This window comes from Enterobacter asburiae (assembly GCF_001521715.1).
Taxonomy (GTDB): Bacteria; Pseudomonadota; Gammaproteobacteria; order Enterobacterales; family Enterobacteriaceae; genus Enterobacter; species Enterobacter asburiae.
The window spans coordinates 3,243,004-3,268,762 of sequence record NZ_CP011863.1 but is presented as its reverse complement, the minus strand read 5'-3'; the positions used below and the strand labels follow the sequence as shown (position 1 = coordinate 3,268,762).

At 57.4% G+C, this 25,759-nt stretch carries 24 protein-coding genes; 20 read left to right on the top strand and 4 right to left on the bottom strand.

Features of this window, described 5'->3' with window-relative positions:
- The first annotated feature begins 15 nt into the window (after window positions 1-15).
- The 3 genes from rpoH (at window position 16) to livJ (ending at window position 3,573) form a co-directional block, all read left to right on the top strand.
- Window positions 16-873: an RNA polymerase sigma factor RpoH gene (gene rpoH / locus ACJ69_RS15820; protein WP_023334143.1), complete on the top strand. Its 858-nt coding sequence runs from the start codon at window positions 16-18 to the stop codon at window positions 871-873.
- Between the two features lie 136 nt (window positions 874-1,009).
- A complete protein-coding gene (locus ACJ69_RS15815) occupies window positions 1,010-2,275 on the top strand; it encodes a 4-aminobutyrate--2-oxoglutarate transaminase (RefSeq protein ID WP_059347300.1) in 1,266 nt (421 codons plus the stop codon).
- Between the two features lie 197 nt (window positions 2,276-2,472).
- On the top strand, window positions 2,473-3,573 hold the full coding sequence (livJ, locus tag ACJ69_RS15810) for a branched chain amino acid ABC transporter substrate-binding protein LivJ (RefSeq protein WP_072163886.1): 1,101 nt from the start codon (window positions 2,473-2,475) through the stop codon (window positions 3,571-3,573).
- Window positions 3,574-3,689: 116 nt separating this feature from the next.
- Here livJ and panM read toward each other — a convergent pair whose 3' ends face one another.
- Window positions 3,690-4,079, bottom strand: a complete 390-nt coding sequence (panM, locus tag ACJ69_RS15805; protein WP_023310021.1) for an aspartate 1-decarboxylase autocleavage activator PanM — start codon at window positions 4,077-4,079, stop codon at window positions 3,690-3,692.
- A gap of 425 nt (window positions 4,080-4,504) precedes the next feature.
- On the opposite strand from panM, the gene livK reads away from it, so the two are divergent.
- From livK to ugpQ, 10 genes are all read left to right on the top strand, one after another.
- Complete coding sequence (livK, locus tag ACJ69_RS15790; protein WP_039264148.1) at window positions 4,505-5,614, top strand: high-affinity branched-chain amino acid ABC transporter substrate-binding protein LivK; 1,110 nt, start codon at window positions 4,505-4,507, stop codon at window positions 5,612-5,614.
- A 46-nt stretch (window positions 5,615-5,660) separates the two neighbouring features.
- On the top strand, window positions 5,661-6,587 hold the full coding sequence (livH, locus tag ACJ69_RS15785; RefSeq protein WP_008500099.1) for a high-affinity branched-chain amino acid ABC transporter permease LivH: 927 nt from the start codon (window positions 5,661-5,663) through the stop codon (window positions 6,585-6,587).
- On the top strand, window positions 6,584-7,861 hold the full coding sequence (livM, locus tag ACJ69_RS15780) for a branched chain amino acid ABC transporter permease LivM (protein WP_029741812.1): 1,278 nt from the start codon (window positions 6,584-6,586) through the stop codon (window positions 7,859-7,861). Before livH ends, livM begins: the two co-directional genes overlap by 4 nt.
- The gene (livG, locus tag ACJ69_RS15775) at window positions 7,858-8,625 is read left to right on the top strand and encodes a high-affinity branched-chain amino acid ABC transporter ATP-binding protein LivG (RefSeq protein ID WP_023310024.1); all 768 of its coding nucleotides are present in this window, start codon (window positions 7,858-7,860) and stop codon (window positions 8,623-8,625) included. The genes livM and livG overlap by 4 nt, the downstream gene beginning before the upstream one ends.
- A 1-nt stretch (window position 8,626) precedes the next feature.
- Window positions 8,627-9,340, top strand: a complete 714-nt coding sequence (gene livF / locus ACJ69_RS15770) for a high-affinity branched-chain amino acid ABC transporter ATP-binding protein LivF (protein WP_081051440.1) — start codon at window positions 8,627-8,629, stop codon at window positions 9,338-9,340.
- A 256-nt stretch (window positions 9,341-9,596) separates the two neighbouring features.
- Window positions 9,597-10,913 (top strand): sn-glycerol-3-phosphate ABC transporter substrate-binding protein UgpB, encoded by a 1,317-nt coding sequence (gene ugpB, locus ACJ69_RS15765; RefSeq protein WP_023310025.1) that lies wholly within the window; start codon window positions 9,597-9,599, stop codon window positions 10,911-10,913.
- Between the two features lie 133 nt (window positions 10,914-11,046).
- On the top strand, window positions 11,047-11,934 hold the full coding sequence (gene ugpA, locus ACJ69_RS15760) for a sn-glycerol-3-phosphate ABC transporter permease UgpA (RefSeq protein ID WP_023310026.1): 888 nt from the start codon (window positions 11,047-11,049) through the stop codon (window positions 11,932-11,934).
- Window positions 11,931-12,776: a sn-glycerol-3-phosphate ABC transporter permease UgpE gene (gene ugpE, locus ACJ69_RS15755; RefSeq protein WP_013099125.1), complete on the top strand. Its 846-nt coding sequence runs from the start codon at window positions 11,931-11,933 to the stop codon at window positions 12,774-12,776. The genes ugpA and ugpE overlap by 4 nt, the downstream gene beginning before the upstream one ends.
- Before the next feature lies 1 nt (window position 12,777).
- Complete coding sequence (locus ACJ69_RS15750) at window positions 12,778-13,848, top strand: sn-glycerol-3-phosphate import ATP-binding protein UgpC (RefSeq protein WP_029742187.1); 1,071 nt, start codon at window positions 12,778-12,780, stop codon at window positions 13,846-13,848.
- Window positions 13,845-14,591 carry a glycerophosphodiester phosphodiesterase gene (gene ugpQ / locus ACJ69_RS15745; protein ID WP_029742186.1) on the top strand — a complete coding sequence of 249 codons (747 nt, stop codon included), beginning with the start codon at window positions 13,845-13,847 and terminating at the stop codon, window positions 14,589-14,591. Before ACJ69_RS15750 ends, ugpQ begins: the two co-directional genes overlap by 4 nt.
- On the opposite strand, the gene ACJ69_RS15740 is transcribed toward ugpQ, so the two are convergent.
- Entirely contained in the window at window positions 14,575-14,952 is a 378-nt protein-coding gene (locus ACJ69_RS15740; RefSeq protein ID WP_029742185.1) for a DUF2756 family protein, read from the bottom strand. The two genes, ugpQ and ACJ69_RS15740, sit on opposite strands and share 17 nt — an antisense overlap.
- Before the next feature lie 123 nt (window positions 14,953-15,075).
- Between ACJ69_RS15740 and ggt the strand changes: the two genes are divergently transcribed.
- The gene (gene ggt / locus ACJ69_RS15735) at window positions 15,076-16,821 is read left to right on the top strand and encodes a gamma-glutamyltransferase (RefSeq protein ID WP_197937165.1); all 1,746 of its coding nucleotides are present in this window, start codon (window positions 15,076-15,078) and stop codon (window positions 16,819-16,821) included.
- Window positions 16,822-16,909: 88 nt separating this feature from the next.
- Here the strand turns inward: ggt and yhhY are convergent, their stop codons facing one another.
- Window positions 16,910-17,398 carry an N-acetyltransferase gene (gene yhhY, locus ACJ69_RS15730; RefSeq protein ID WP_059347299.1) on the bottom strand — a complete coding sequence of 163 codons (489 nt, stop codon included), beginning with the start codon at window positions 17,396-17,398 and terminating at the stop codon, window positions 16,910-16,912.
- Window positions 17,399-17,654: 256 nt separating this feature from the next.
- On the opposite strand from yhhY, the gene ACJ69_RS15725 reads away from it, so the two are divergent.
- The 5 genes from ACJ69_RS15725 (at window position 17,655) to gntU (ending at window position 22,606) form a co-directional block, all read left to right on the top strand.
- Window positions 17,655-18,692 carry an oxidoreductase gene (locus ACJ69_RS15725; protein WP_047646897.1) on the top strand — a complete coding sequence of 346 codons (1,038 nt, stop codon included), beginning with the start codon at window positions 17,655-17,657 and terminating at the stop codon, window positions 18,690-18,692.
- A gap of 123 nt (window positions 18,693-18,815) precedes the next feature.
- A complete protein-coding gene (locus ACJ69_RS15720) occupies window positions 18,816-19,511 on the top strand; it encodes a pirin family protein (protein ID WP_003861565.1) in 696 nt (231 codons plus the stop codon).
- A gap of 101 nt (window positions 19,512-19,612) precedes the next feature.
- A complete protein-coding gene (gene gntR / locus ACJ69_RS15715) occupies window positions 19,613-20,608 on the top strand; it encodes a gluconate operon transcriptional repressor GntR (RefSeq protein ID WP_021242747.1) in 996 nt (331 codons plus the stop codon).
- A gap of 126 nt (window positions 20,609-20,734) precedes the next feature.
- The gene (gene gntK, locus ACJ69_RS15710) at window positions 20,735-21,262 is read left to right on the top strand and encodes a gluconokinase (RefSeq protein ID WP_008503362.1); all 528 of its coding nucleotides are present in this window, start codon (window positions 20,735-20,737) and stop codon (window positions 21,260-21,262) included.
- Between the two features lie 3 nt (window positions 21,263-21,265).
- On the top strand, window positions 21,266-22,606 hold the full coding sequence (gene gntU, locus ACJ69_RS15705) for a gluconate transporter (RefSeq protein ID WP_010436459.1): 1,341 nt from the start codon (window positions 21,266-21,268) through the stop codon (window positions 22,604-22,606).
- Window positions 22,607-22,724: 118 nt separating this feature from the next.
- Here gntU and plsB read toward each other — a convergent pair whose 3' ends face one another.
- Window positions 22,725-25,145 (bottom strand): glycerol-3-phosphate 1-O-acyltransferase PlsB, encoded by a 2,421-nt coding sequence (plsB, locus tag ACJ69_RS15700; RefSeq protein WP_029741579.1) that lies wholly within the window; start codon window positions 25,143-25,145, stop codon window positions 22,725-22,727.
- A gap of 154 nt (window positions 25,146-25,299) precedes the next feature.
- Here plsB and ACJ69_RS15695 point away from each other — a divergent pair, with 154 nt between their 5' ends.
- A complete protein-coding gene (locus ACJ69_RS15695) occupies window positions 25,300-25,668 on the top strand; it encodes a diacylglycerol kinase (protein WP_023334158.1) in 369 nt (122 codons plus the stop codon).
- Window positions 25,669-25,759: the final 91 nt, after the last annotated feature.

Genomic DNA, 25,759 nt, shown 5'->3' with positions numbered 1-25,759 from the left:
CATTGAGAGGAATGAATGACCAAAGAAATGCAAACTTTAGCTTTAGCCCCTGTTGGTAACCTGGAATCTTATATCCGGGCTGCGAACACCTGGCCGATGTTAACGGCCGAGGAAGAAAAGGAGCTTGCTGAAAAGCTGCATTACCAGGGCGATCTGGAAGCAGCTAAGACGCTGATCCTGTCTCACCTGCGCTTTGTTGTTCACGTTGCTCGTAACTATGCGGGCTATGGCCTGCCGCAGGCGGACTTGATTCAGGAAGGTAACATCGGCCTGATGAAGGCTGTGCGTCGCTTTAACCCGGAAGTGGGTGTGCGACTGGTCTCCTTCGCCGTGCACTGGATCAAAGCAGAAATTCATGAATACGTGCTGCGCAACTGGCGTATCGTGAAAGTCGCCACGACAAAAGCGCAGCGTAAACTGTTCTTCAACCTGCGTAAAGCCAAGCAGCGTCTGGGCTGGTTCAATCAGGATGAAGTGGAAATGGTGGCGCGCGAGCTGGGCGTAACCAGCAAAGACGTGCGTGAGATGGAATCCCGTATGGCCGCGCAGGACATGACCTTTGATATGTCCTCCGACGACGACGCATCTGACAGCCAGCCGATGGCACCGGTTCTGTATCTGCAGGATAAAACCTCTAACTTTGCTGATGGCATCGAAGAGGATAACTGGGAAGATCAGGCTGCGAACAAGCTGACCCATGCGATGGAAGGCCTCGACGAGCGTAGCCAGGATATTATCCGCGCCCGCTGGCTGGACGAAGACAACAAGTCCACGCTGCAGGAGCTGGCCGACCGCTACGGCGTTTCTGCGGAACGTGTCCGTCAGCTTGAAAAGAACGCCATGAAAAAACTTCGCGCCGCTATCGAAGCGTAATTTTCGCGAAGTACACCGAGAACCCCTGGATGAAAGTCCGGGGGTTTTGTTTTTTTAGCGCCCGCTCTGGCGAATTCCCTCCCCCTGGCAAACACTTACTGATGCGCTAAGCAGGCGACTTTCTCAGGGGGACAGGGTGAAAAATAACGAACTGAACGACCGGCGTTTACAGGCGACGCCGCGCGGCATCGGCGTGATGTGTAACTTCTATGCCGATAAAGCTGAAAACGCCACGGTGTGGGACGTGGAAGGCAACGAGTACATCGACTTCGCCGCCGGGATCGCGGTGCTGAATACTGGCCATCGTCATCCAAAAGTCATTTCCGCCATTGAAAAACAGCTCCACGCGTTTACCCATACGGCGTACCAGATTGTGCCGTACGAAAGCTACGTCGCGCTTGCCGAGCGCATCAACCAGCGCGTGCCCGTTGACGGTCCGGCCAAAACCGCGTTCTTCTCCACGGGGGCAGAGGCGGTCGAAAACGCGGTCAAAATTGCCCGGGCGTACACCAAACGTCCTGGCCTTATCACCTTTGGCGGCGCGTTTCACGGCCGCACCTTTATGACCATGGCGCTGACCGGCAAAGTTGCGCCGTACAAGATCGGCTTTGGCCCGTTCCCCGGTTCGGTGTATCACGCGCAGTATCCGAATGAACTGCACGGCGTTAGCACGGCGGAAGCGTTGAAAAGCCTGGAACGCATCTTTAAAGCGGATATCGCTCCCGACCAGGTCGCGGCCATTATTCTCGAACCGGTTCAGGGCGAGGGCGGTTTCAACATTGCGCCAGCTGATTTTATGCAGGCGCTGCGCGCCTTGTGCGACACCCACAGTATTTTGCTGATTGCCGACGAGGTGCAAAGCGGCTTTGCCCGTACCGGCAAGCTGTTCTCGATGGAACATCACTGCGTGAAGCCCGATCTGATCACCATGGCGAAAAGCCTGGCGGGCGGAATGCCGCTTTCTGCGGTTTCTGGCCGTGCGGAGGTGATGGACGCCCCCGCGCCTGGCGGGCTGGGTGGTACCTACGCCGGAAACCCGCTGGCGATTGCGGCGGCGCATGCCGTGCTCGACGTGATTGATGAAGAGGATCTCTGCACGCGCTCGGCGCATCTTGGCCATCACCTGGTGGAAGTGCTGAACAAGGCGAAGGAACACTGCCCGTATATCGCTGACATTCGCGCGCAGGGCTCGATGGTGGCGGTGGAGTTTAACGACCCGCAAACGGGTCAGCCTTCGCCGGAATTTACCCGCCAGGTGCAGGAGCGCGCGTTGCAGGAAGGGCTGCTCCTTCTGAGCTGCGGCGTCTATGGCAACGTCATTCGCTTCCTCTATCCGCTGACTATCCCTGAAGCGCAGTTCCGTAAAGCGCTGGACATTATCTCCGCGTCGCTGACACGTTAAAGCCACATGCCCGGCGAAAATCCCAGCCGGGCTTATCATATATTCATTTCAAATTAGCTATTCCAAAATCATAAAAATCGGGTATGTTTTAGCAGAGTATGCTGAAAAAGCGCGGACAGCACACCTATAACTGACATAAAGCGCTGCACAACAACATCACAACAATCGTAATAACCATAATAATGGGGAATCTCAGGATGAACATGAAGGGTAAAGCGTTACTGGCAGGATGTATCGCGTTGGCATTCAGCACCATGGCACAGGCAGACATCAAGGTGGCTGTGGTTGGCGCAATGTCCGGTCCGGTAGCACAGTACGGCGACCAGGAATTTACCGGCGCTGAGCAGGCGGTTGCAGACATTAATGCTAAGGGCGGTATCAAGGGCGAAAAACTGCAGATCGTAAAATATGATGATGCCTGTGACCCGAAACAAGCGGTCGCGGTCGCGAACAAAGTGGTGAACGACGGGATCAAATACGTTATCGGTCACCTGTGCTCCTCCTCTACTCAGCCAGCGTCTGACATCTACGAAGACGAAGGTATTCTGATGATTACCCCGGCAGCGACCGCACCGGAGCTGACCGCGCGCGGCTACAAGCTGACCCTGCGCACCACCGGCCTGGACTCTGACCAGGGCCCAACCGCGGCGAAATACATCGTTGAAAAAGTGAAGCCGAAGCGCATTGCTATCGTTCATGATAAGCAGCAGTACGGTGAAGGTCTGGCGCGTTCAGTGCAGGACAACCTCAAGAAAGCGAATGCTGACGTGGTGTTCTTCGACGGGATCACCGCCGGTGAGAAAGACTTCTCCACCCTTGTAGCGCGTCTGAAGAAAGAGAATATTGATTTCGTTTACTACGGTGGCTACCACCCGGAAATGGGCCAGATCCTGCGCCAGGCGCGCGCTGCGGGCCTGAAAACCCAGTTTATGGGCCCGGAAGGCGTGGCGAACGTGTCCCTGTCTAACATTGCGGGTGAATCAGCCGAAGGCCTGCTGGTGACCAAACCGAAGAACTACGACCAGGTCCCTGCGAACAAACCTATCGTAGATGCCATCAAGGCGAAGAAACAGGATCCAAGCGGCGCATTTGTCTGGACCACCTACGCGGCGCTGCAGTCTCTGCAGGCGGGCCTGAACCAGTCAGCCGATCCGGCTGAGATTGCCACCTGGCTGAAAGCGAATACAGTCGAGACCGTCATGGGACCGCTGTCCTGGGACGCGAAGGGCGACCTGAAGGGCTTCGAGTTCGGCGTGTTTGACTGGCATGCGAACGGCACGGCTACTGATGCCAAATAATTCTTGTGAGGGTTGATGCCCTCACCCTAACCCTCTCCCACAGGGAGAGGGGACCGCTCGGTGTTCTCCCTCTCCCCGTGGGAGAGGGCAGGGGTGAAGGCATCAGGCAGCACAAATCAACCCTGGCGCTTCTCCCACCCGCTCTCCTGAGCCGTAAACCCTAACGCCTGCATAAACGCCGCCATCACGCCGCGGTCTTCCACGCCCACGTCAGCCATCCACCATGAGGTCACGCTCGGGTTTTCGCGGATCACTTCTTCAATTAAATACTGTCCCACACCGCGACGACGGGTGACGTCACGCACGCGCAGCGAGTCCAGCGCCCCTTCTGTACCGCTCAGGGTTACGCGAACCGCAGCCAGCAGGCGCTCGTTAAAACGCGCGGCATAAATGCGGTGGGTCTCATCAACGCGCAGCGACGAAGGGGAATATTCCGGCCAGATCTTGCCCAGGTCGATATGATCCTGGTCGCTAAAGGTCACCAGACGCACGATAGTCAGTTTCATTAGCCACTTGTCCAAATCAGATTGAGTAGGGGCAGTGTACTCAATTTATTCACTCAGCGGCTTCCTCTTTTTATTCTCATTAACCAGGTGATTAGTTTTTTGGCAACGCGTTGGGCAGTTTGAAAACACATGGATCGAAAAATAAGCAGAATTTTAACCTGAACGGTAGTGATTTATTCGGCGCTTTGTACCGTTATTTTATGCTGCAAACTGCACTTTTATTTGTTTATCTCTGCCTGATTTCAGAATATTATCTTTGCTTAATCGCCTGAAAAATAGAGATTTTAGTCTGGTTTTTTGACAAAAAACTGCGCTAAACCATTAAAGGCACTGGTAAAAATAGCGTTGTTCATTAAAAGTACAGAATGCTTTTTAACCATAAAAAAACAAAATATAAACACGACATCACGAATGGGGATTCAGAGATGAAAAGGAACGCGAAGACGTTAATCGCGGGGATGGTCGCACTGTCGATCTCGCATGCCGCTATGGCAGACGACATTAAGGTTGCGGTAGTGGGGGCGATGTCCGGCCCTGTTGCCCAGTGGGGTGACATGGAGTTCAACGGCGCGCGCCAGGCCATCAAAGACATCAACGCCAAGGGCGGCATCAAAGGCGACAAGCTGGTGGGCGTGGAATATGACGATGCCTGCGATCCTAAACAGGCCGTCGCGGTCGCCAACAAAATCGTCAACGACGGTATCCAGTATGTGATCGGCCACCTGTGCTCATCCTCCACGCAGCCCGCGTCTGATATCTACGAAGACGAAGGCATTCTGATGATCACCCCAGGCGCAACGAACCCGGAACTGACCCAGCGCGGCTATCAGCACATCATGCGTACCGCCGGTCTGGACTCCTCGCAGGGGCCCACCGCCGCCAAATACATCCTCGAGACCGTTAAGCCACAGCGCATTGCCATTATTCATGACAAACAGCAGTACGGCGAAGGCCTGGCGCGCTCCGTGCAGGACGGCCTGAAAAAAGGCGGCGCGAATATCGTCTTCTTCGACGGCATTACCGCCGGTGAGAAAGACTTCTCCGCGCTGATCGCCCGTCTGCAAAAAGAGAACATCGACTTCGTTTACTACGGCGGCTACTACCCGGAAATGGGCCAGATGCTGCGTCAGGCGCGCGCCACCGGTCTGAAAACCCAGTTTATGGGGCCAGAGGGCGTGGGCAATGCCTCCCTGTCAAACATCGCGGGGGATTCTGCCGAAGGCATGTTGGTGACGATGCCAAAACGCTATGACCAGGATCCGGCCAACAAGGCTATCGTGGATGCGCTCAAGGCGCAGAAGAAAGATCCGAGTGGTCCGTACGTCTGGATCACCTACGCGGCCGTACAGTCTCTGGCCACCGCGCTGGATCGCTCCGGCAGCAAAGAGCCGCTGGATCTGGTGAAAGATTTAAAAGCGCACGGGGCGAACACCGTGATTGGGCCGCTGAACTGGGATGAGAAAGGCGATCTGAAGGGATTTGAGTTTGGTGTCTTTAAGTGGCACGCCGACGGTTCATCCTCGGCCGCCAAATAATTATCCCACCGCCCGGCATGACGGGCGGGTATAAAAAGGTTTGCATATGTCCGAGCAGTTTCTCTATTTCCTGCAGCAGATGTTTAACGGCGTTACGCTGGGAAGCACCTACGCGCTGATCGCCATCGGCTATACGATGGTTTACGGCATTATCGGCATGATCAACTTCGCCCACGGCGAGGTGTACATGATCGGTAGCTACGTCTCCTTTATGATTATCGCCGCTCTGATGATGATGGGCATCGACAGCAGCTGGCTGCTGGTCGCCGCCGGGTTTGTCGGCGCGATTGTGATAGCCAGCGCCTACGGCTGGAGCATTGAGCGCGTGGCCTACCGGCCGGTGCGCAGCTCCAAGCGTCTGATTGCGCTGATTTCCGCGATCGGGATGTCGATCTTCCTGCAAAACTACGTCAGCCTGACCGAAGGTTCGCGCGACGTGGCGCTGCCAAGCCTGTTTAACGGGCAGTGGATTGTGGGGGCCAGCGAAAACTTCGCGGCCTCTATTACCACCATGCAGCTGGTTATCTGGGTGGTGACCTTTATTGCGATGCTCGCCCTGACGCTGTTCATCCGCTACTCGCGTATGGGACGCGCCTGCCGCGCCTGTGCGGAAGACCTGAAGATGGCGAGCCTGCTCGGCATCAACACCGACCGCGTGATTGCCCTGACCTTCGTGATTGGCGCCGCGATGGCGGCGGTGGCGGGTGTCCTGCTGGGCCAGTTCTACGGCGTGATCAACCCGTACATCGGCTTTATGGCCGGGATGAAAGCCTTCACCGCGGCGGTTCTGGGCGGTATCGGCAGTATTCCGGGCGCGATGATCGGTGGCCTGATCCTGGGCGTGGCGGAAGCGCTCTCCTCGGCGTACCTGAGCACGGAGTATAAAGACGTGGTGTCGTTTGCCCTGCTGATTCTGGTTCTGCTGGTGATGCCTACCGGTATTCTGGGCCGTCCGGAGGTAGAGAAAGTATGAAACCGATGCATTTTGCAATGGCGCTGCTCTCTGCCGCCATGTTCTTCGTGCTGGCGGGCGTCTTTATGGGCGTCCAGCTTGAGCTGAATGGCACCAAACTGGTTGTCGATACCGCAGCTGACATCCGCTGGCAGTGGGTATTTATCGGTACGGCCGTAGTGTTCCTGTTCCAGCTGCTGCGTCCGCTGTTCCAGAAAACGCTGAAAAACGTCTCCGGGCCGAAATTCGTCCTGCCGGCAATCGACGGTTCTACCGTTAAGCAGAAGCTGTTCCTCGTGGCGCTGCTGGTGGCCGCCGTGGCGTGGCCGTTTGTGGTGTCTCGCGGCACCGTGGATATCGCCACTCTGACCATGATCTACGTGATTCTCGGCCTCGGTCTGAACGTGGTCGTGGGACTCTCGGGCCTGCTGGTGCTGGGCTACGGCGGCTTCTACGCCATCGGCGCCTATACCTTCGCGCTGCTGAACCACTATTACGGTCTCGGCTTCTGGACCTGCCTGCCGCTGGCGGGGCTGGTCTCTGCCGCTGCAGGCTTCCTGCTTGGCTTCCCGGTGCTGCGCCTGCGCGGTGACTACCTGGCGATTGTGACCTTAGGCTTCGGCGAAATCGTCCGTATCCTGCTGCTCAACAACACCGAAGTGACCGGCGGCCCGAACGGTATTAGCCAGATCCCGAAACCGACCTTCTTCGGCCTGGAATTCAGCCGTACCGCCCGCGAAGGCGGCTGGGATACCTTCAGCAACTTCTTCGGCGTGAAGTATGACCCGTCCGACCGCGTGATCTGGCTCTATCTGGTGGCGCTGCTGCTGGTGGTGATTACCCTGTTCGTGATCAACCGTCTGCTGCGCATGCCGCTGGGCCGCGCGTGGGAAGCGCTGCGTGAAGATGAGATCGCCTGCCGCTCCCTGGGCCTGAACCCGACCCGCATCAAGCTGACCGCGTTCACCATCAGCGCCGCGTTTGCCGGTTTCGCCGGAACGCTGTTTGCCGCGCGTCAGGGCTTCGTTAGCCCGGAATCGTTCACCTTTGCCGAATCCGCCTTTGTGCTGGCAATTGTGGTGCTCGGTGGGATGGGCTCGCAGTTTGCGGTTATCCTCGCGGCCATCCTGCTGGTGGTCTCGCGCGAGCTAATGCGCGACTTTAACGAATACAGCATGCTGATGCTGGGTGGTTTGATGGTGCTGATGATGATCTGGCGTCCGCAGGGTCTGCTGCCGATGACCCGTCCACAGCTGAAGCTGAAGAACGGGCAAGCGAAAGGAGAGCAGGCATGAGTCAGCCATTATTATCCGTTAACGGCCTGATGATGCGTTTTGGCGGCCTGCTGGCGGTCAACAACGTGAATCTGGATCTGCACAAGAAAGAGATTGTCTCCCTGATTGGCCCGAACGGCGCGGGGAAAACCACGGTCTTTAACTGTCTGACCGGCTTCTACAAGCCGACGGGCGGCACCATCATGCTGCGCGATCAGCACCTGGAAGGGCTGCCGGGCCAGCAGATCGCCCGCATGGGCGTGGTGCGCACCTTCCAGCACGTGCGTCTGTTCCGCGAGATGACGGTGATTGAGAACCTGCTGGTGGCACAGCATCAGCAGCTGAAAACCGGGCTGTTCTCCGGCCTGCTGAAAACACCGGCCTTCCGCCGCGCGCAGGATGAAGCGCTTGATCGCGCCGCCACCTGGCTCGACCGAATTGGCCTGCTGCAGCACGCCAACCGTCAGGCGAGCAACCTGGCCTACGGCGATCAGCGCCGCCTGGAGATTGTGCGCTGCATGGTGACGCAGCCGGAAATCCTGATGCTCGACGAACCGGCGGCAGGGCTCAACCCGAAAGAGACCAAAGAGCTGGACGAGCTGATTGCCGAGCTGCGCGACAGTCACGACACCACTATCCTGCTGATTGAGCACGACATGAAGCTGGTGATGGGCATTTCGGACCGTATCTACGTGGTAAACCAGGGCACGCCGCTGGCAAACGGCACGCCGGAAGAGATCCGCAACAACCCGGACGTGATCCGCGCATACCTGGGTGAGGCATAAGATGGAAAAAGCGATGTTAACGTTCGACAAGGTCAACGCGCACTACGGCAAGATCCAGGCGCTGCACGACGTCAGCCTGCATATCAATCAGGGTGAAATCGTGACCCTGATTGGCGCCAACGGAGCGGGCAAAACCACGCTGCTCGGCACCCTGTGCGGCGACCCGCGCGCCACCAGCGGGCGGATTGTGTTCGATGGTAAAGACATTACCGACTGGCAGACCGCCAGAATCATGCGCGAGGCGGTGGCGATTGTTCCGGAAGGGCGCCGCGTCTTCTCCCGCATGACGGTGGAAGAGAACCTGGCGATGGGCGGGTTCTTCGCTCACCGCGATGAATACCAGACCCGCATCAAGTGGGTATATGAACTCTTCCCGCGCCTGTGGGAGCGCCGCATCCAGCGTGCGGGCACCATGTCCGGCGGCGAGCAGCAGATGCTGGCGATTGGCCGCGCGCTGATGAGCCAGCCGCGCCTTCTGCTGCTGGACGAACCGTCGCTCGGGCTGGCGCCGATCATCATTCAGCAGATTTTCGACACTATTGAGCAGCTGCGTAAAGAGGGGATGACCATCTTCCTCGTCGAGCAGAACGCCAACCAGGCGCTGAAGCTCGCCGACCGTGGCTACGTGCTGGAGAACGGCCGGGTGGTGCTGGAGGATACCGGCGACGCGCTGCTGGTGAATGAAGCGGTGCGGAGCGCTTACCTGGGCGGATAGGTAAGAGCAAAAAGGCAACGCAAGTTGCCTTTTTTAGTGTTTTCTCCCTCTCCCTGTGGGTGAGGGTTGGGGTGAGGGCACCAGACGGCACCCAAATCACCCCCCAGCCCCCTTCACACAACCATCATCCCCCTGACGCCTGGCTGTCACTTATCTGTAAACAAACAGTTATTTTTCTGTAATTCGAGCATGTCATGTTACCTCGCGAGCATAAAACGCGTGATATCGCGCATCCGGCACAATAAGAGAGATGACAATGACATCGTTACGACACACAGCTTTGGGTCTGGCACTGGGTCTGGCTTTTGCGACGAACGCAATGGCTGTCACCACCATTCCGTTCTGGCATTCCATGGAAGGGGAGTTGGGTAAAGAAGTTGACTCCCTGGCGCAGCGTTTCAACGACACCCATCCGGATTACAAAATTGTGCCGGTGTACAAAGGCAACTACGAGCAGAGCCTGAGCGCGGGCATCGCCGCCTTCCGTACCGGCAACGCGCCGGCGCTGTTACAGGTTTATGAAGTGGGTACCGCCACCATGATGGCCTCTAAAGCCATCAAACCGGTCTATGAAGTGTTCAAAGAAGCGGGCATCAACTTCGATGAGTCGCAGTTCGTGCCGACCGTAGCGGGTTACTACACCGATTCCAAAACCGGCCATCTGCTGTCCCAGCCGTTTAACAGCTCCACGCCGGTGCTGTACTACAACAAAGACGCCTTCAAAAAAGCCGGTTTAGACCCGGAGCAGCCGCCAAAAACCTGGCAGGACCTGGCGGAGTACACCGCGAAGCTGAAAGCGGCGGGGATGAAGTGCGGCTACGCCAGCGGCTGGCAGGGCTGGATCCAGATTGAAAACTTCAGCGCCTGGCACGGCCTGCCGGTGGCGACCAAAAATAACGGCTTCGACGGCACCGATGCGGTACTGGAGTTCAACAAGCCGGAGCAGGTGAAGCACATCGCGCTGCTTGCCGATCTGAACAAGAAGGGCGACTTCAGCTACTTCGGGCGTAAAGACGAATCCACCGAGAAGTTCTACAACGGCGACTGCGCCATTACCACCGCCTCGTCCGGCTCGCTGGCGGATATCCGTCACTACGCCAAATTCAACTACGGCGTGGGCATGATGCCGTACGACGCTGACGTGAAGGGCGCGCCGCAGAACGCCATTATCGGCGGGGCGAGCCTGTGGGTGATGCAGGGTAAAGACAAGGGCACCTACAAAGGCGTAGCCGAGTTCCTCGACTTCCTGGCGAAGCCGGAAAACGCTGCCGAATGGCACCAGAAGACCGGCTACCTGCCGATCACCAAAGCCGCGTACGATCTGACCCGCGAGCAGGGCTTCTACAGCAAGAACCCGGGCGCGGACATCGCGACGCGTCAGATGCTGAACAAGCCGCCGTTGCCGTTCACCAAGGGCCTGCGTCTGGGCAACATGCCGCAGATCCGCACCATCGTGGATGAAGAGCTGGAAAGCGTGTGGACCGGTAAGAAAACGCCACAGCAGGCGCTGGACTCTGCGGTAGAGCGCGGGAATCAGCTGCTGCGCCGCTTTGAGCAGTCGACCAAATCGTAAGTCAAACCTGCCCCTCACCCTCACCCTAACCCTCTCCCCATAGGGGAGAGGGGACTGCGCGGAGCCGTCTTTTCTCCCTCGCCCCTTTGGGGAGAGGGCCGGGATGAGGGGTGAATACCTACAGAGCAAACCTATGTCATCATCCCGTCCGGTGTTCCGTTCCCGCTGGCTGCCCTATCTTCTGGTCGCGCCGCAGCTGGTCATCACCGTTATCTTCTTTATCTGGCCTGCGGGCGAAGCGCTTTGGTACTCGGTACAAAGCGTCGACCCGTTCGGGCTTTCCAGCCAGTTTGTTGGCCTGGACAACTTCACCGCGCTGTTCCATGACAGCTACTACCTGGACTCCTTCTGGACGACGATGAAGTTCAGCGCGCTGGTGACCGTCAGCGGTCTGGTTGCCTCGCTGTTTTTCGCCGCGCTGGTGGACTACGTGGTGCGCGGCAGCCGTATTTATCAAACCCTGATGCTGCTGCCTTACGCCGTGGCTCCCGCCGTCGCCGCCGTGCTGTGGATCTTCCTGTTTAACCCGGGGCGCGGATTGATTACCCACTTCCTGGCCGAACTGGGCTACGACTGGAACCATGCCCAGAACAGCGGTCAGGCGATGTTCCTGGTGGTGTTCGCCTCGGTGTGGAAGCAGATTAGCTACAACTTCCTGTTCTTCTTTGCCGCGCTGCAGTCCATCCCGCGCTCGCTGGTGGAAGCCGCGGCGATTGACGGCGCAGGGCCTATTCGTCGTTTCTTCAGGCTGTCGCTGCCGCTGATCGCCCCGGTGAGTTTCTTCCTGCTGGTGGTTAACCTCGTGTACGCCTTCTTCGACACCTTCCCGGTGATCGACGCGGCGACCGCAGGCGGCCCGGTGCAGGCGACCACGACGCTTATCTATAAGATCTATCGCGAAGGCTTCGCCGGTCTGGATCTCTCGGCCTCTGCCGCGCAGTCCGTCGTGCTGATGTTCCTCGTCATCATCCTCACGGTGGTGCAGTTCCGCTATGTCGAAAGTAAGGTGCGCTACCAATGATTGAGAACCGTCGCGGGCTGACGATTTTCAGCCATACCATGCTGATTTTAGGGATTATCGTCATCCTCTTCCCGCTGTACGTGGCGTTTGTTGCCGCCACGCTGGACACCAAAGCGGTGTTCGACACGCCGATGACGCTGATCCCAGGCACACATCTTTTCGAGAACATGAAGACCATCTGGACCCAGGGTGTGGGTGCCAACAGCGCGCCGTTCTGGCTGATGATGCTCAACAGCTTCATCATGGCGTTTGGCATTACGGTCGGCAAAATTACGGTGTCGATGCTTTCTGCCTTCGCCATCGTCTGGTTCCGCTTTCCGCTACGTAACCTCTTCTTCTGGATGATTTTTATCACCCTGATGCTGCCGGTGGAAGTACGTATCTTCCCGACGGTGGAGGTGATCGCCAACCTGAAGATGCTCGACAGCTACGCGGGCTTAACCCTGCCGCTGATGGCCTCGGCGACCGCCACCTTCCTGTTCCGCCAGTTCTTTATGACTCTGCCGGACGAGCTGATTGAAGCGGCGCGCATCGACGGCGCGTCGCCGATGCGTTTCTTCCGCGACATCGTGCTGCCGCTGTCGAAAACCAACCTCGCAGCGCTGTTTGTGATCACCTTTATCTACGGCTGGAACCAGTACCTGTGGCCGCTGCTGATTATTCAGGACGTTAACCTCGGCACCGCCGTGGCGGGCATCAAAGGCATGATCGCCACCGGCGAAGGCACCACCCTCTGGAACCAGGTGATGGCGGCGATGCTGCTCACCCTTATCCCACCCGTAGTCATTGTTTTAGCCATGCAGCGTGCGTTTGTCCGCGGCCTGGTCGATAGCGAGAAATAAGATGGCAGGTTTAAAACTTCAGGCAGTAACCAAAAGCTGGGACGGCAAAACCCAGGTCATTCAGCCGCTGACGCTCGACGTGGCGGACGGGGAATTTATCGTGATGGTTGGCCCGTCCGGCTGCGGCAAATCCACCCTGCTGCGCATGGTGGCGGGGCTGGAGCGCGTGACCTCCGGGGATATCTGGATTGACCGCCAGCGCGTCACCGAGATGGAGCCGAAAGACAGAGGCATTGCGATGGTGTTCCAGAACTACGCCCTCTATCCGCACATGAGCGTGGAAGAGAACATGGCCTGGGGGCTGAAAATCCGCGGCATGGGCAAAGGCCATATCGACGAGCGGGTGAAGGAGGCGGCGCGCATTCTCGAGCTGGACGGCCTGCTGAAGCGCCGCCCGCGCGAGCTTTCCGGCGGCCAGCGCCAGCGCGTGGCGATGGGGCGCGCCATCGTGCGCGATCCGGCGGTATTCCTCTTCGACGAGCCGCTGTCTAACCTCGACGCCAAGCTGCGCGTGCAGATGCGTCTTGAGCTGCAGCAGCTGCACCGTCGTCTGAAAACCACCTCTCTGTACGTGACCCACGATCAGGTCGAAGCCATGACCCTCGCCCAGCGCGTAATGGTGATGAACAAAGGCATCGCCGAGCAGATTGGCACCCCGGTGGAAGTGTACGAGAAACCGGCCACCCGCTTTGTGGCGAGCTTTATCGGCAGCCCGGCAATGAACCTGCTCGAAGGGCGTATCAGCAGCGCGGGCACGCATTTTGAGCTGGAAAGCGGGATGGCGTTGCCGATCAACTGGTACTATCGTGGCTACGCCGGGCGTAAGATGACGCTCGGTATCCGCCCGGAGCATATCGTTTTAACCTCTCAGGCGGACGGCGGCGTGCCGCTGGTGATGGACACGCTGGAGATGTTGGGTGCAGATAACCTGGCGCACGGGCGCTGGGGCGAGCAAAAAATGGTGGTGCGCCTGGCACATCAGGAGCGTCCGAAAGCCGGCAGCACGCTGTGGCTGCACCTGCCGGAAAACCATCTGCACCTGTTTGACGGTGAAACAGGACAACGAGTATGAGCAACTGGCCTTATCCCCACGTCGTCGCCCACCGGGGCGGCGGTAAGCTGGCGCCGGAGAACACCCTGGCGGCAATTGACGTCGGCGCGCGCTACGGTCACACGATGATCGAGTTCGACGCCAAGCTGTCGAAAGACGGCGAAATTTTCCTGCTGCATGACGATAACCTCGAGCGCACCAGCAACGGCTGGGGCGTGGCGGGCGAGCTGCCGTGGCGCGATCTGCTGAAGGTGGACGCCGGAAGCTGGTACAGCGGCGAATTTAAAGGCGAACCGCTGCCGCTGCTGGCGGAAGTGGCCGATCGCTGTCGCCAGCACGGCATGATGGCCAATATCGAAATCAAACCGACCACCGGCACCGGGCCGCTGACGGGCAAAGTCATTGCCCTGGCCGCGCGCGAGCTGTGGGAAGGGATGACCGCGCCGCTGCTGTCATCATTTGAAATCGATGCGCTGGAGGCCGCACAGGCGGCCGTACCGGAGCTACCGCGCGGGCTGCTGCTTGACGAGTGGCGCGAGGACTGGCGCGAGCTGACGGCACGCTTAGCGTGCGTCTCTATCCATCTCAACCACAGGCTGCTGGATGAGGCGCGGGTGAAGATGCTGAAGGACGCGGGTCTGCATATTCTGGTCTACACGGTTAACAAACCCCAGCGCGCAGCCGAACTGCTGCGCTGGGGCGTGGACAGCATCTGTACCGATGCAATCGACCTGATCGGCCCGGACTTTAGTTCTGCGGATTAAGCATACTGCCATTCGACTGCGGCGGCAGCATGTGCTGCTGTCCGCTGCCTGACGACGTCATTCCCCCTAACATCCCGCCGTTTTTATTCGGCAGCGGCTGCTCGCGCATCTGCCCCTGCTGCACGCGCTGGGTGTTGGCGTTCATCTGATTTTGCAGGCTTTGCTGCTGCATCTGGGTCTGCGTTTTAAGCTGCTGGTTAAGCATCCCTTTCTGCTGCTGTTGCTGGCTCATCATCTCCGTCTGCATGCGCTGCTGGCTCGGGATAACGTAACCCTGCTGGTTCGGGTTGTTCATGGTGTTAAGCGGCTGTGCGAGCGCGGCAAACGGGATCAGCGCCGTAAGAATCAATAAGCGTTTCATTGTCATTTCCTCCTTTTGAGGTCTCTCTTAAGTTTACCCTGATTTCACCATGACGATGATTTTTTAGGAGTTGTGAACCAGGCTTAAGCGGGGAATATGGACCCTATCACCTGGAGAACAATAATGATGAAACCAACGTTTTTGCGCTGGGTCGCCATCGCCGCGCTGATGGCAGGCGGTACATTTAGCGTGGCGGCCAACCCGCCAGCGGCGCCTCCGGTCTCTTACGGCGTGGAGGAAGATGTTTTTCATCCCGTGCGGGCAACCCATGGCATGGTGGCGTCAGTGGATGCGCTGGCAACAAAAGTGGGCGTCGATATTCTCAGGCAGGGCGGTAACGCGGTGGATGCAGCTGTCGCCGTCGGCTATGCGCTGGCGGTAACGCATCCGCAGGCGGGGAACCTGGGCGGCGGCGGCTTTATGATGCTGCGCACTAAAGACGGCAAAACGACGGCCATTGACTTCCGCGAGATGGCGCCTTCCCAGGCGTCCCGCGATATGTTCCTCGACGACCAGGGTAACCCTGACAGCAAAAAATCTCTGACCTCGCATCTCGCCACCGGCACGCCGGGCACCGTTGCGGGCCTCTCGCTGGCGCTGGAGAAATACGGCACGATGCCGCTGAACAAGGTGGTGCAGCCTGCTATCAAGCTGGCGCGCGACGGCTTTGTGGTAAACGATGCGCTGGCGGACGACCTCAAGACCTACGGCAGCGAAGTCATTCCGAATCACGAAAACAGCAAGGCCATCTTCTGGAAAGACGGTGAGCCGCTGAAGAAGGGCGACAGGCTGGTGCAGAAGAACCTCGCCAAAAGCCTGGAGCTGATTGCGGAGCACGGTCCGGACGCCTTCTACAAAGGGGCAATTGCCGACCAGATTGCCGAAGAGATGCAGAAGAACGGCGGGCTCATCACCAAAGCGGATCTGGCGGAATACAAGGCGGTGGAGCGCGAGCCGATTAGCGGCACCTATCGCGGATACGAGGTCTTCTCCATGCCGCCGCCGTCCTCCGGTGGGATCCACATCGTGCAGATCCTCAATATTCTTGAAAACTTCGATATGCACAAGTTCGGCTTTGGCAGCGCGGACGCCATGCAGGTGATGGCGGAAGCGGAAAAACGCGCCTACGCCGACCGGTCGGAATATCTCGGCGATCCGGACTTCGTGAAGGTGCCGTGGCAGGCGCTGACCAACAAGGCGTATGCCAAATCCATTGCCGATCAGATCGACATCAACAAGGCCAAACCGTCGAGCGAGATCCGCCCCGGCAAGCTGGCACCGTATGAAAGTAACCAGACCACCCACTTCTCTGTGGTGGATAAAGACGGTAACGCGGTGGCGGTGACCTATACGCTCAACACCACCTTCGGCACCGGGATTGTGGCGGGCAACAGCGGTATTCTGCTGAACAACGAGATGGATGACTTCTCTGCCAAACCGGGCGTGCCGAACGTCTACGGGCTGGTGGGCGGCGATGCGAATGCGGTAGGGCCGAAGAAACGTCCGCTGTCGTCTATGTCGCCCACCATTGTCGTGAAAGACGGGAAAACCTGGCTGGTAACCGGCAGCCCTGGCGGCAGCCGTATTATCACTACCGTGCTGCAGATGGTGGTGAACAGCATCGACTTTGGCATGAACGTCGCCGAAGCGACCAACGCTCCGCGTTTCCACCACCAGTGGCTGCCGGACGAGCTGCGCGTGGAGAAGGGCTTTAGCCCGGACACCATTAAGCTGCTTGAACAGCGCGGGCAGAAGGTGGCGGTGAAGGAGGCGATGGGTAGCACCCAGAGTATTATGGTCGGGCCGGACGGGGCGCTGTTTGGCGCCTCGGACCCGCGGTCGGTGGATGATTTATCGGCGGGGTATTGATGGTTTGCCGGGTGGCGGCTTCGCCTTACCCGGTCTACGTTTTTCATTCCCTCTCCCTGTGGGAGAGGGTTAGGGTGAGGGCAACAAACTACTTCATTCGCGCCATATAATACGCATCCACATACTCGCCGTTGCGCAGGGCATAGCGTTTGCCGGTGCCTTCAATTTCGAACCCGTGTTTTTTGTACACCGCAATTGCCGGTTCGTTATCGACAAATACCGTCAGCTCAATGCGGTCAACGCGCAGCCAGTTATCGCACATATCAATCATGGTGCGCATAAGAGCGCTGGCAACGCCCCGGTTTTGCCACTGCGCGCCGACACAAATCCCAAAATCAGCCACATGGCTGCGGCGCGGGCGTTGCGCGACGACGATGCACAGATGGCCAGCTACATGACCGTTTATGCAGGCGACGAGCTGCTTGATGCCGGGCTGGTCGGATAGCCGTTCTTGCCACATTTGCTCAGAGGGATGAGGAACCTGTAGCGTGTTGTGGTACACCTCTGGCTGGGCGTGGATCTGACGAATGGCGTCATAATCTTTCGGTTCCGCATGGCGTATCACTATCTCACTCATTCATTATTCCTCAGTCAGTTAAACGTCCCTTTCAACATCAATGACTTTAAAATTTGAGTCAACCGCTATTTTTTGCAAAAAGTATTGGACAAGTGCGAATGAGAATGATTATTATTGCTCTGCATTCAGGAAGACCACTACGGGAACCTGAAAGCACGACATTGCTCACATTGCTTCCAGTATTACTTTAGCCAGCTTTTAGCTGGCTTTTTTTTTGTTATGGTTAGACTCAGTAACCTTCCAAAAGGACTGAGCCATGACACTACATTGCGCATTTATTGGATTTGGTAAAAGTACGACCCGCTACCACCTGCCGTATGTTCTCAACCGTAAAGACAGCTGGCACGTCGCGCACATCTTCCGCCGCCGCGCGAAGCCGGAAGAGCAATCCCCGCAGTATTCCCATATCCATTTCACCAGCGATCTGGATGAAGTGCTTAACGACCCGCAGGTCAAACTGGTTGTCGTCTGCACCCACGCCGACAGCCATTTTGACTATGCGAAACGCGCGCTGGAAGCGGGCAAAAACGTGCTGGTGGAAAAACCGTTCACCCCAACTATCGCCGAAGCAAAAGAGCTGTTCGCGCTGGCGAAAAGCAAAGGGCTGACCGTTACGCCGTATCAGAACCGTCGCTTTGACAGCTGCTTCCTGACGGCGAAAAAGGCGATTGAAAGCGGCAGGCTGGGCGACATTGTGGAAATCGAAAGCCACTTCGATTACTACCGTCCGGTAGCGGAAACCCAACCCGGCCTGCCGCAGGACGGCTCGTTCTATGGCCTGGGCGTGCATACCATGGACCAGATCATCTCCCTGTTTGGCCGACCGGATCATGTCGCATACGACATCCGCAGCCTGCGTAATAAAGCCAACCCGGACGACACTTTTGAAGCGCAGCTGTTCTACGGCGACCTGAAAGCCATCGTCAAAACCAGCCATCTGGTGAAAATCGACTATCCGAAATTTATCGTTCACGGCACCCGCGGCTCGTTCATCAAGTACGGCATCGACCAGCAGGAGACCAGCCTGAAGGCCAACATCATGCCGGGCGAACCGGGCTTTGCGGCGGATGATTCCGTGGGCGTGCTGGAGTACGTGAACGATGAGGGCGTAACGGTCAGGGAGGAGCTGAAGCCGGAAATTGGCGACTATGGCCGCGTCTACGATGCGCTGTATGAAACTCTCACAACCGGCGCGCCGAATTACGTCAAGGAATCTGACGTTCTGACCAACCTGGAAATCCTCGAACGGGCCTTCGAGCAGGCTTCTCCTGCCACGGTAACCCTCGCGAAATAAGCAAAAACGGCTCCTCTGCGCTTGTTCATAATTTTTGAACAGAGGAGTCAATTTTCACCCTCTATGATCCCAGGCGGTTTGCGTCCACACTTACTCCATCGAAACGAACTGAGGGTGAAAACAATGATCTACTTACGCAAAGCAAACGAACGTGGTCACGCGAATCATGGCTGGCTGGACTCATGGCATTCATTCTCGTTTGCCGACTACTACGACCCAAACTTCATGGGCTTCTCCGCACTGCGCGTGATTAACGACGACGTGATTGATGCAGGCCAGGGCTTCGGTACCCACCCGCACAAAGACATGGAAATCCTGACCTATGTGCTGGAAGGGGCGGTTGAGCACCAGGACAGCATGGGCAACAAAGAGCAGGTTCCGGCGGGCGAGTTCCAGATTATGAGCGCCGGTACCGGGGTGCGTCACTCCGAGTACAACCCGAGCAAAACGGAAAAACTGCACCTGTATCAAATCTGGATCATTCCAGAAGAGACCGGCATCACGCCGCGCTACGAGCAGCGCCGCTTCGACGCGAAACAGGGCAAACAGCTGGTGCTGTCCCCGGATGCGCGTGAAGGTTCCCTGAAGGTGCATCAGGATATGGAGCTGTACCGCTGGGCGCTGGCGAAAGACGAACAGTCTGTCCATCAGATTGCCGCCAACCGCCGCGTCTGGATCCAGGTGGTGAAAGGAGAAGTGTCCATCAACGGCACCAAAGCGACAACCGCCGATGGCCTGGCCGTCTGGGATGAGCAGGCGCTCTCCGTGCATGCCGACAGCGAAAGTGAAATTCTGCTGTTTGACCTGCCGCCGGTGTAATAAATCATAAATAAATGCCCATCCTTCCCTTTGACAGGGGAAGGATGGGCTTTGTCCGTGATAAACTGAGCAAATCTCTCACTTCAAGATTTCTCAGGACGATGAAAAAGAAACGCCCCGTACTTCAGGATGTCGCCGATCGCGTCGGTGTGACCAAAATGACGGTCAGCCGTTTTTTACGTAACCCGGAGCAGGTTTCCGTGGCGTTACGTGGCAAGATTGCCGCTGCCCTTGATGAACTGGGTTATATCCCCAACCGCGCGCCCGATATTCTCTCCAATGCGACCAGCCGTGCGGTGGGCGTCCTGCTTCCTTCCCTGACCAACCAGGTTTTCGCCGAAGTTTTGCGCGGCATTGAAAGCGTCACCGATGCTTTTGGCTATCAGACCATGCTCGCCCACTACGGGTACAAGCCGGAACTGGAAGAGGAACGTCTTGAATCGATGCTTTCCTGGAACATCGACGGCCTGATTTTAACCGAACGTACCCACACTGCCCGCACGCTCAAAATGATCGAAGTGGCCGGTATCCCGGTGGTGGAGCTGATGGACAGCCAGTCGCCGTGCCTCGATATCGCCGTGGGGTTCGATAACTTCGAAGCGGCACGCCAGATGACGGCGGCCATCATTGCCCGTGGGCATCGTCATATCGCCTATCTGGGTGCGCGTCTTGATGAACGTACTATCATCAAACAGAAGGGATACGAGCAGGCGATGCTCGACGCGAACTTAACCCCCTACAGCGTGATGGTGGAGCAGTCCTCTTCCTATACGTCGGGTATTGAGCTGATGCGTCAGGCACGACGCGAGTATCCGCAACTGGACGGTATTTTCTGCACCAATGATGACCTTGCGGTCGGCGCGGCGTTTGAGTGCCAGCGTCTGGGGCTCAAGATCCCGGATGATATGGCAATTGCCGGTTTCCACGGCCACGACATCGGCCAGGTGATGGAGCCGCGTCTGGCGAGCGTCCTGACCCCGCGTGAACGTATGGGCCGCATTGGCGCAGAACGCCTGCTGGCGCGCATTCGTGGCGAGACGGTTACCCCAAAAATGTTAGATTTAGGTTTCACCTTGTCACCGGGTGGATCTATTTGAACTGACAAATTTGAAGTAGCTCACACTTATTCACTTCGCGCACGTTTGGATATTGCTTCTCTTTTGCCCCGGCAGGACAATGTTACCGATAACTGTTACCCGTAACAATTGACTGAGGGACACCCTTTGAGCACGACTAATCACGATCACCACGTCTACGTCCTGATGGGCGTTTCCGGTAGCGGGAAATCAGCCGTAGCCAGCGAAGTGGCGCATCAACTCCAGGCTGCGTTCCTTGATGGCGACTTCCTCCATCCGCGCAGCAACATCATGAAAATGGCCTCCGGCGAGCCGCTGAACGACGACGACCGCAAACCGTGGTTGCAGGCGCTGAATGACGCCGCGTTCGCTATGCAGCGTACCAACAAAGTCTCCCTGATCGTCTGCTCTGCGCTGAAAAAAACCTACCGCGACCTGCTGCGCGACGGTAACCCGAACCTCTCTTTTATCTATCTGAAAGGGGATTTCGAGGTGATTGAAAGCCGTCTGAAGGCGCGTAAAGGTCACTTCTTCAAAACTCAGATGCTGGTGACGCAGTTCGAAGCGCTGCAGGAGCCGGGTGAAGACGAGAAAGACGTCTTAGTGGTTGATATCGATCAGTCACTGGAGGGTGTTGTTGCCAGCACCATCGAGGTCATTAATAAAAGGCAGTAAGTTTTGAGTACATTAACGCTAGTTTTGACAGCAGTGGGTTCCGTATTGCTGCTGCTGTTTTTAGTGATGAAGGCGCGTATGCACGCTTTTGTTGCTTTGATGGTGGTTTCTATTGGTGCAGGTCTCTTTTCCGGTATGCCGCTCGACAAGATCGCCGCGACGATGGAAAAAGGGATGGGCGGTACGCTGGGCTTCCTGGCGATTGTGGTCGCCCTTGGCGCGATGTTTGGCAAGATTTTGCACGAGACGGGCGCGGTCGACCAGATTGCTGTCAAAATGCTGAAATCCTTCGGCCACAGCCGCGCGCACTACGCGATTGGCCTGGCTGGTCTGATTTGCGCGCTGCCGCTGTTCTTTGAAGTGGCCGTTGTGCTGCTGATAAGCGTCGCGTTCTCCATGGCGCGCCACACCGGCACTAACCTCGTGAAGCTGGTTATTCCGCTGTTTGCGGGCGTAGCGGCGGCCGCAGCGTTTCTGCTGCCGGGGCCTGCGCCGATGCTGCTGGCGTCTCAGATGCACGCTGACTTTGGCTGGATGATCCTGATTGGCCTGTGCGCGGCAATCCCGGGGATGATTATTGCCGGTCCGCTGTGGGGCAACTTCATCAGTCGTTACGTTGAGCTGCATATTCCGGACGACATCACCGAGCCGCACCTGGGCGAGGGCAAAATGCCGTCCTTCGGCTTCAGCCTGTCGCTGATCCTGCTCCCGCTGGTTCTCGTGGGTCTGAAAACCATCGCCGCGCGCTTTGTGCCGGTGGGCTCCAGCGCCTACGAATGGTTCGAGTTCATCGGCCACCCGTTCACGGCGATCCTGGTGGCCTGTCTGGTGGCGATTTACGGCCTGGCGATGCGTCAGGGAATGCCAAAAGACCGGGTGATGGAGATCTGCGGTGCCGCGCTGCAGCCCGCGGGTATTATCCTGCTGGTGATCGGCGCCGGCGGCGTGTTCAAGCAGGTGCTGGTGGATTCCGGCGTGGGTCCGGCTCTGGGCGAAGCGCTGACCGGGATGGGCCTGCCGATTGCGGTCACCTGCTTCGTACTGGCTGCGGCGGTGCGTATCATCCAGGGTTCCGCAACCGTGGCGTGCTTAACCGCCGTGGGTCTGGTGATGCCGGTGATTGAACAGCTGAACTACTCCGGTGCGCAGATGGCCGCGCTGTCTATCTGTATCGCAGGCGGTTCGATTGTGGTCTCTCACGTTAACGACGCGGGCTTCTGGCTGTTCGGGAAATTTACCGGCGCTACCGAAGCGCAAACCCTTAAAACCTGGACGCTGATGGAAACCATCCTCGGCACGACGGGTGCGATTGTCGGGATGATAGCCTTTACGTTGCTGAGCTGAATGCGGTGATTTAACAAGGCTCAAAAATAAGGCCCGGTAGCGTTAGCGCTTACCGGGCCTTTATATTATGCAGAACGCCAGGCCGGGTCAGGTGAAGCCACCACCCGGCTTTTTCACATCACTCGCCCTGCGTCGCGCTCTCGATCGTCAAACGCACATCCGACGTAATGAGTTCGGCCAGCATCTGGTACACCTTCAGCGTCTCTTCCGGCTCGGCATCGCCCGTATCGCTGATGTAGCCTTCGTCACGCAGCGTCAGGACCAGAGAGCTGAAGACCGCTTTGTCGAAGAACTCCGGGGCGTTAATGCCGTGCAGAACGGACAGGCGCTGTGCCAGCGTCCGGCTCTCTTTCTCCAGCGTACCGCGGTTGATTGACGGGTTCGCACTCAGCAGCCAGAACGTAATGGCGTAGCGCTGCAGCGTTTCGCGCGCGCCGGCCGCCAGCAGTTGCAGGGTACGGGAACGCGACGGATTGATGTGCAGCTCGTCGTTTGAAACGGCGATCAGCCCCTGACGACGCAGCTCTTCCGTCAGTTTGTCCAGTTCGCCCGCCAGCTCATCCTTGCTCCAGCGCAGGAACAGTTCCGCTTTCAGCATCGGATAGAGCGTCTCAACGTGACGCAATAGCTCCTGACGCGAAATACTGCGGTGCTGGGTGATGATAGCCGCCATGAGCGACGGCAGCATCAGCATATGGGTGATGTTGTTGCGGTAGTAGGTCATCAGCACTGCCTGCTCGCGCGGCAGAATGATGATGTCGCCGATCGTGTCCTTTTCGACTTCAAACTTGTTCATCTGCAGCGCGTGATCGATAAGCTCACTGGCGGTAGCAGAAGGCACGGTTGAATCAACGGAATACGGCACGTTGCGCATCATGTCCAGATAGCAATCCAGCTGCTCCGTGAGCTGTTCGCGGGTCAGCGAGCGCTGACGCGAAGCCAGAAGCGCCGTACAGCACAGGTTCATGGCGTTAGCCGCACCGGCGTTGTTAATGCGCACCATCAGCTCGGACGCGATGCCGTTGACCGTTGGCGTCAGCCAGGCCGGACGAATCGCTTCGATAGGATCGATGGACTCACGCCACTCGGGAACGTGATGGTTCAGATACGTCATCAGCGGCATCGGTTCGCCGAAGTTCACGTAGCCCTGACCGAGATTGCGTAGCTTGCTCAAGCCGCGCAGCATCTGTGGCAGGCTCTCTTTCTCTTTGGTCGCACCGCGCAGTTCTTTGGCGTATGTGCCCACTTCCATCACGTGCTCATAGCCAATGTAGATTGGCACCAGCGTGATTGGACGGGTTCCTCCGCGCAGCATCGCCTGAATGGTCATCGACAGCGTGCCGGTCTTCGGATCGAGCAGACGTCCGGTACGGGAACGACCGCCCTCCACGAAGTACTCAACGGAATAGCCACGGCTGAACAGCTCGCCCAGATATTCGCGGAACACGGTGGAGTAGAGCTTGTTGCCCTTGAAGGTGCGACGGATAAAGAACGCGCCCAGGCGGCGGAAAATCGGACCTGCTGGCCAGAAATTCAGGTTGATACCGGCAGCAATGTGCGGCGGTACCAGCCCCTGGTGATAGAGCACGTAGGAAAGAAGCAGGTAGTCCATGTGGCTGCGGTGGCAGGGAACATAGACAATCTCATGGCCATCGTGCGCCAGCTGGCGTACGCGCTCGGCGTTATGAACGTTGATGCCCTGGTAGAGACGGTTCCAGGTAAAGCCGAGAATACGATCGGACAGGCGAATCATCTCGTAAGAGAAGTTCGCTGCAATCTCTTCCATCAGCGCAATGGCGTTCTGCTGGGCTTTCTCATGCGATATTTTTTTGCTGCGCGCTTCGTCTTCAACGGCGCGAGCAATCGCTTTGGAGGCCAACAGCTTGTTGAACAGATCCTGACGCGCCGGGAGACGCGGCCCTACGGCAGCCAGGCGCTGGCGGGCGAAGTGCATACGCGCCACGCGCGCCAGTTTTTGCGCGATGATCTTGTCGGTACCGTGCTCGTCCGCCATTCGACGCAGCGAAACGGAAGGGGAGAAACGCACAAAGCTGTCGCGTCCCAGCCAGGAGACCGCGAAGAACTTCTGGATGCCGTTAAGCATGCGCAGCGGCGGGTTCTCTTCACCTTTTTCACGGCCCGGACGACGACCAAACATCACCGATACCGGCACCATCTGTACATCCAGATCGGGGTTGCTGCGGTGCAGGTCGAGATAGTCGTGGAACAGCTTGATGGACTCTTCTTTTGGCGTGTAGTAGGTAAACACGCGCGGTCCACCGTGAATGAACACGTAGCGCGGCAGCAGCGTACCGTCAACTTCAAGCGGTTCAAGCGGGTCAGGTAAGTCATGCGCCAGACACTGGGCGCGAAGCGTCAGTAAGTCTGCCTTCGAGTTATAAGGCAAAACGTACATAATAGGACGCGAGGTATCGAGCCCCAATTCCAGCGCGGGTTCTGCTGGGATAGACTTGCTTTTTACCAGGATGCTTAATGGTAAATTAAGTAATTTGTAGTAAATTCGTGGCCAGCCGGACATAAACGATGTAAAGCCTCTGGTTAATAATGCAATTGCGGCGCAAGGATAACAGAAAGCGCGCAAAATTTCTGTTGTTACCCGTCATACTTCAGGCTGTAGCGAAACGCGCTACAGTTCCTGTTACTGACGCTTTTTTTCATAAAAGGTTCTTTTAATGGCCAATAATACCACTGGGTTAACGCGTATCATCAAAGCCGCCGGCTATTCATGGAAAGGTTTCCGTGCCGCGTGGATCAACGAAGCTGCCTTTCGCCAGGAGGGCGTCGCCGCAATCATCGCGGTGATCATCGCCTGTTTCCTTGATGTTGATGCTATTACCCGCGTACTTCTTATCGGTTCCGTACTTCTGGTGATGATAGTGGAAATTCTTAATAGCGCTATTGAGGCCGTTGTTGATCGCATTGGTTCAGATTTCCACGAGCTTTCTGGCCGCGCAAAAGACATGGGCTCTGCTGCCGTATTGCTGGCGATTATCACTGCCGTTATCACCTGGGTCACGCTGCTTTGGTCACATTTCCGATGAGCCTCGAGGAATAATTAAGTCCCTGGTTTTTTGTGCAGTTTTTGGTTCCAAAATCGCCTTTGACTGTATATACTCACAGCATAACTGTATA

What these genes read in the sequence shown, in the direction of transcription:
- ACJ69_RS15720 (WP_003861565.1), top strand. Translation starts at nt 18,816, where the DNA reads ATGATCTACTTACGCAAAGCAAACGAACGTGGTCACGCGAATCATGGC.
- rpoH (WP_023334143.1), top strand. Translation starts at nt 16, where the DNA reads ATGACCAAAGAAATGCAAACTTTAGCTTTAGCCCCTGTTGGTAACCTG.
- ACJ69_RS15695 (WP_023334158.1), top strand. Translation starts at nt 25,300, where the DNA reads ATGGCCAATAATACCACTGGGTTAACGCGTATCATCAAAGCCGCCGGC.
- livJ (WP_072163886.1), top strand. Translation starts at nt 2,473, where the DNA reads ATGAACATGAAGGGTAAAGCGTTACTGGCAGGATGTATCGCGTTGGCA.
- plsB (WP_029741579.1), bottom strand. Translation starts at nt 25,145, where the DNA reads ATGTCCGGCTGGCCACGAATTTACTACAAATTACTTAATTTACCATTA.
- livH (WP_008500099.1), top strand. Translation starts at nt 5,661, where the DNA reads ATGTCCGAGCAGTTTCTCTATTTCCTGCAGCAGATGTTTAACGGCGTT.
- yhhY (WP_059347299.1), bottom strand. Translation starts at nt 17,398, where the DNA reads ATGAGTGAGATAGTGATACGCCATGCGGAACCGAAAGATTATGACGCC.
- ACJ69_RS15725 (WP_047646897.1), top strand. Translation starts at nt 17,655, where the DNA reads ATGACACTACATTGCGCATTTATTGGATTTGGTAAAAGTACGACCCGC.
- panM (WP_023310021.1), bottom strand. Translation starts at nt 4,079, where the DNA reads ATGAAACTGACTATCGTGCGTCTGGTGACCTTTAGCGACCAGGATCAT.
- gntR (WP_021242747.1), top strand. Translation starts at nt 19,613, where the DNA reads ATGAAAAAGAAACGCCCCGTACTTCAGGATGTCGCCGATCGCGTCGGT.
- ugpA (WP_023310026.1), top strand. Translation starts at nt 11,047, where the DNA reads ATGTCATCATCCCGTCCGGTGTTCCGTTCCCGCTGGCTGCCCTATCTT.
- livK (WP_039264148.1), top strand. Translation starts at nt 4,505, where the DNA reads ATGAAAAGGAACGCGAAGACGTTAATCGCGGGGATGGTCGCACTGTCG.
- ugpE (WP_013099125.1), top strand. Translation starts at nt 11,931, where the DNA reads ATGATTGAGAACCGTCGCGGGCTGACGATTTTCAGCCATACCATGCTG.
- livM (WP_029741812.1), top strand. Translation starts at nt 6,584, where the DNA reads ATGAAACCGATGCATTTTGCAATGGCGCTGCTCTCTGCCGCCATGTTC.
- livF (WP_081051440.1), top strand. Translation starts at nt 8,627, where the DNA reads ATGGAAAAAGCGATGTTAACGTTCGACAAGGTCAACGCGCACTACGGC.
- ugpQ (WP_029742186.1), top strand. Translation starts at nt 13,845, where the DNA reads ATGAGCAACTGGCCTTATCCCCACGTCGTCGCCCACCGGGGCGGCGGT.
- ggt (WP_197937165.1), top strand. Translation starts at nt 15,076, where the DNA reads ATGATGAAACCAACGTTTTTGCGCTGGGTCGCCATCGCCGCGCTGATG.
- ACJ69_RS15740 (WP_029742185.1), bottom strand. Translation starts at nt 14,952, where the DNA reads ATGAAACGCTTATTGATTCTTACGGCGCTGATCCCGTTTGCCGCGCTC.
- ACJ69_RS15750 (WP_029742187.1), top strand. Translation starts at nt 12,778, where the DNA reads ATGGCAGGTTTAAAACTTCAGGCAGTAACCAAAAGCTGGGACGGCAAA.
- ugpB (WP_023310025.1), top strand. Translation starts at nt 9,597, where the DNA reads ATGACATCGTTACGACACACAGCTTTGGGTCTGGCACTGGGTCTGGCT.
- livG (WP_023310024.1), top strand. Translation starts at nt 7,858, where the DNA reads ATGAGTCAGCCATTATTATCCGTTAACGGCCTGATGATGCGTTTTGGC.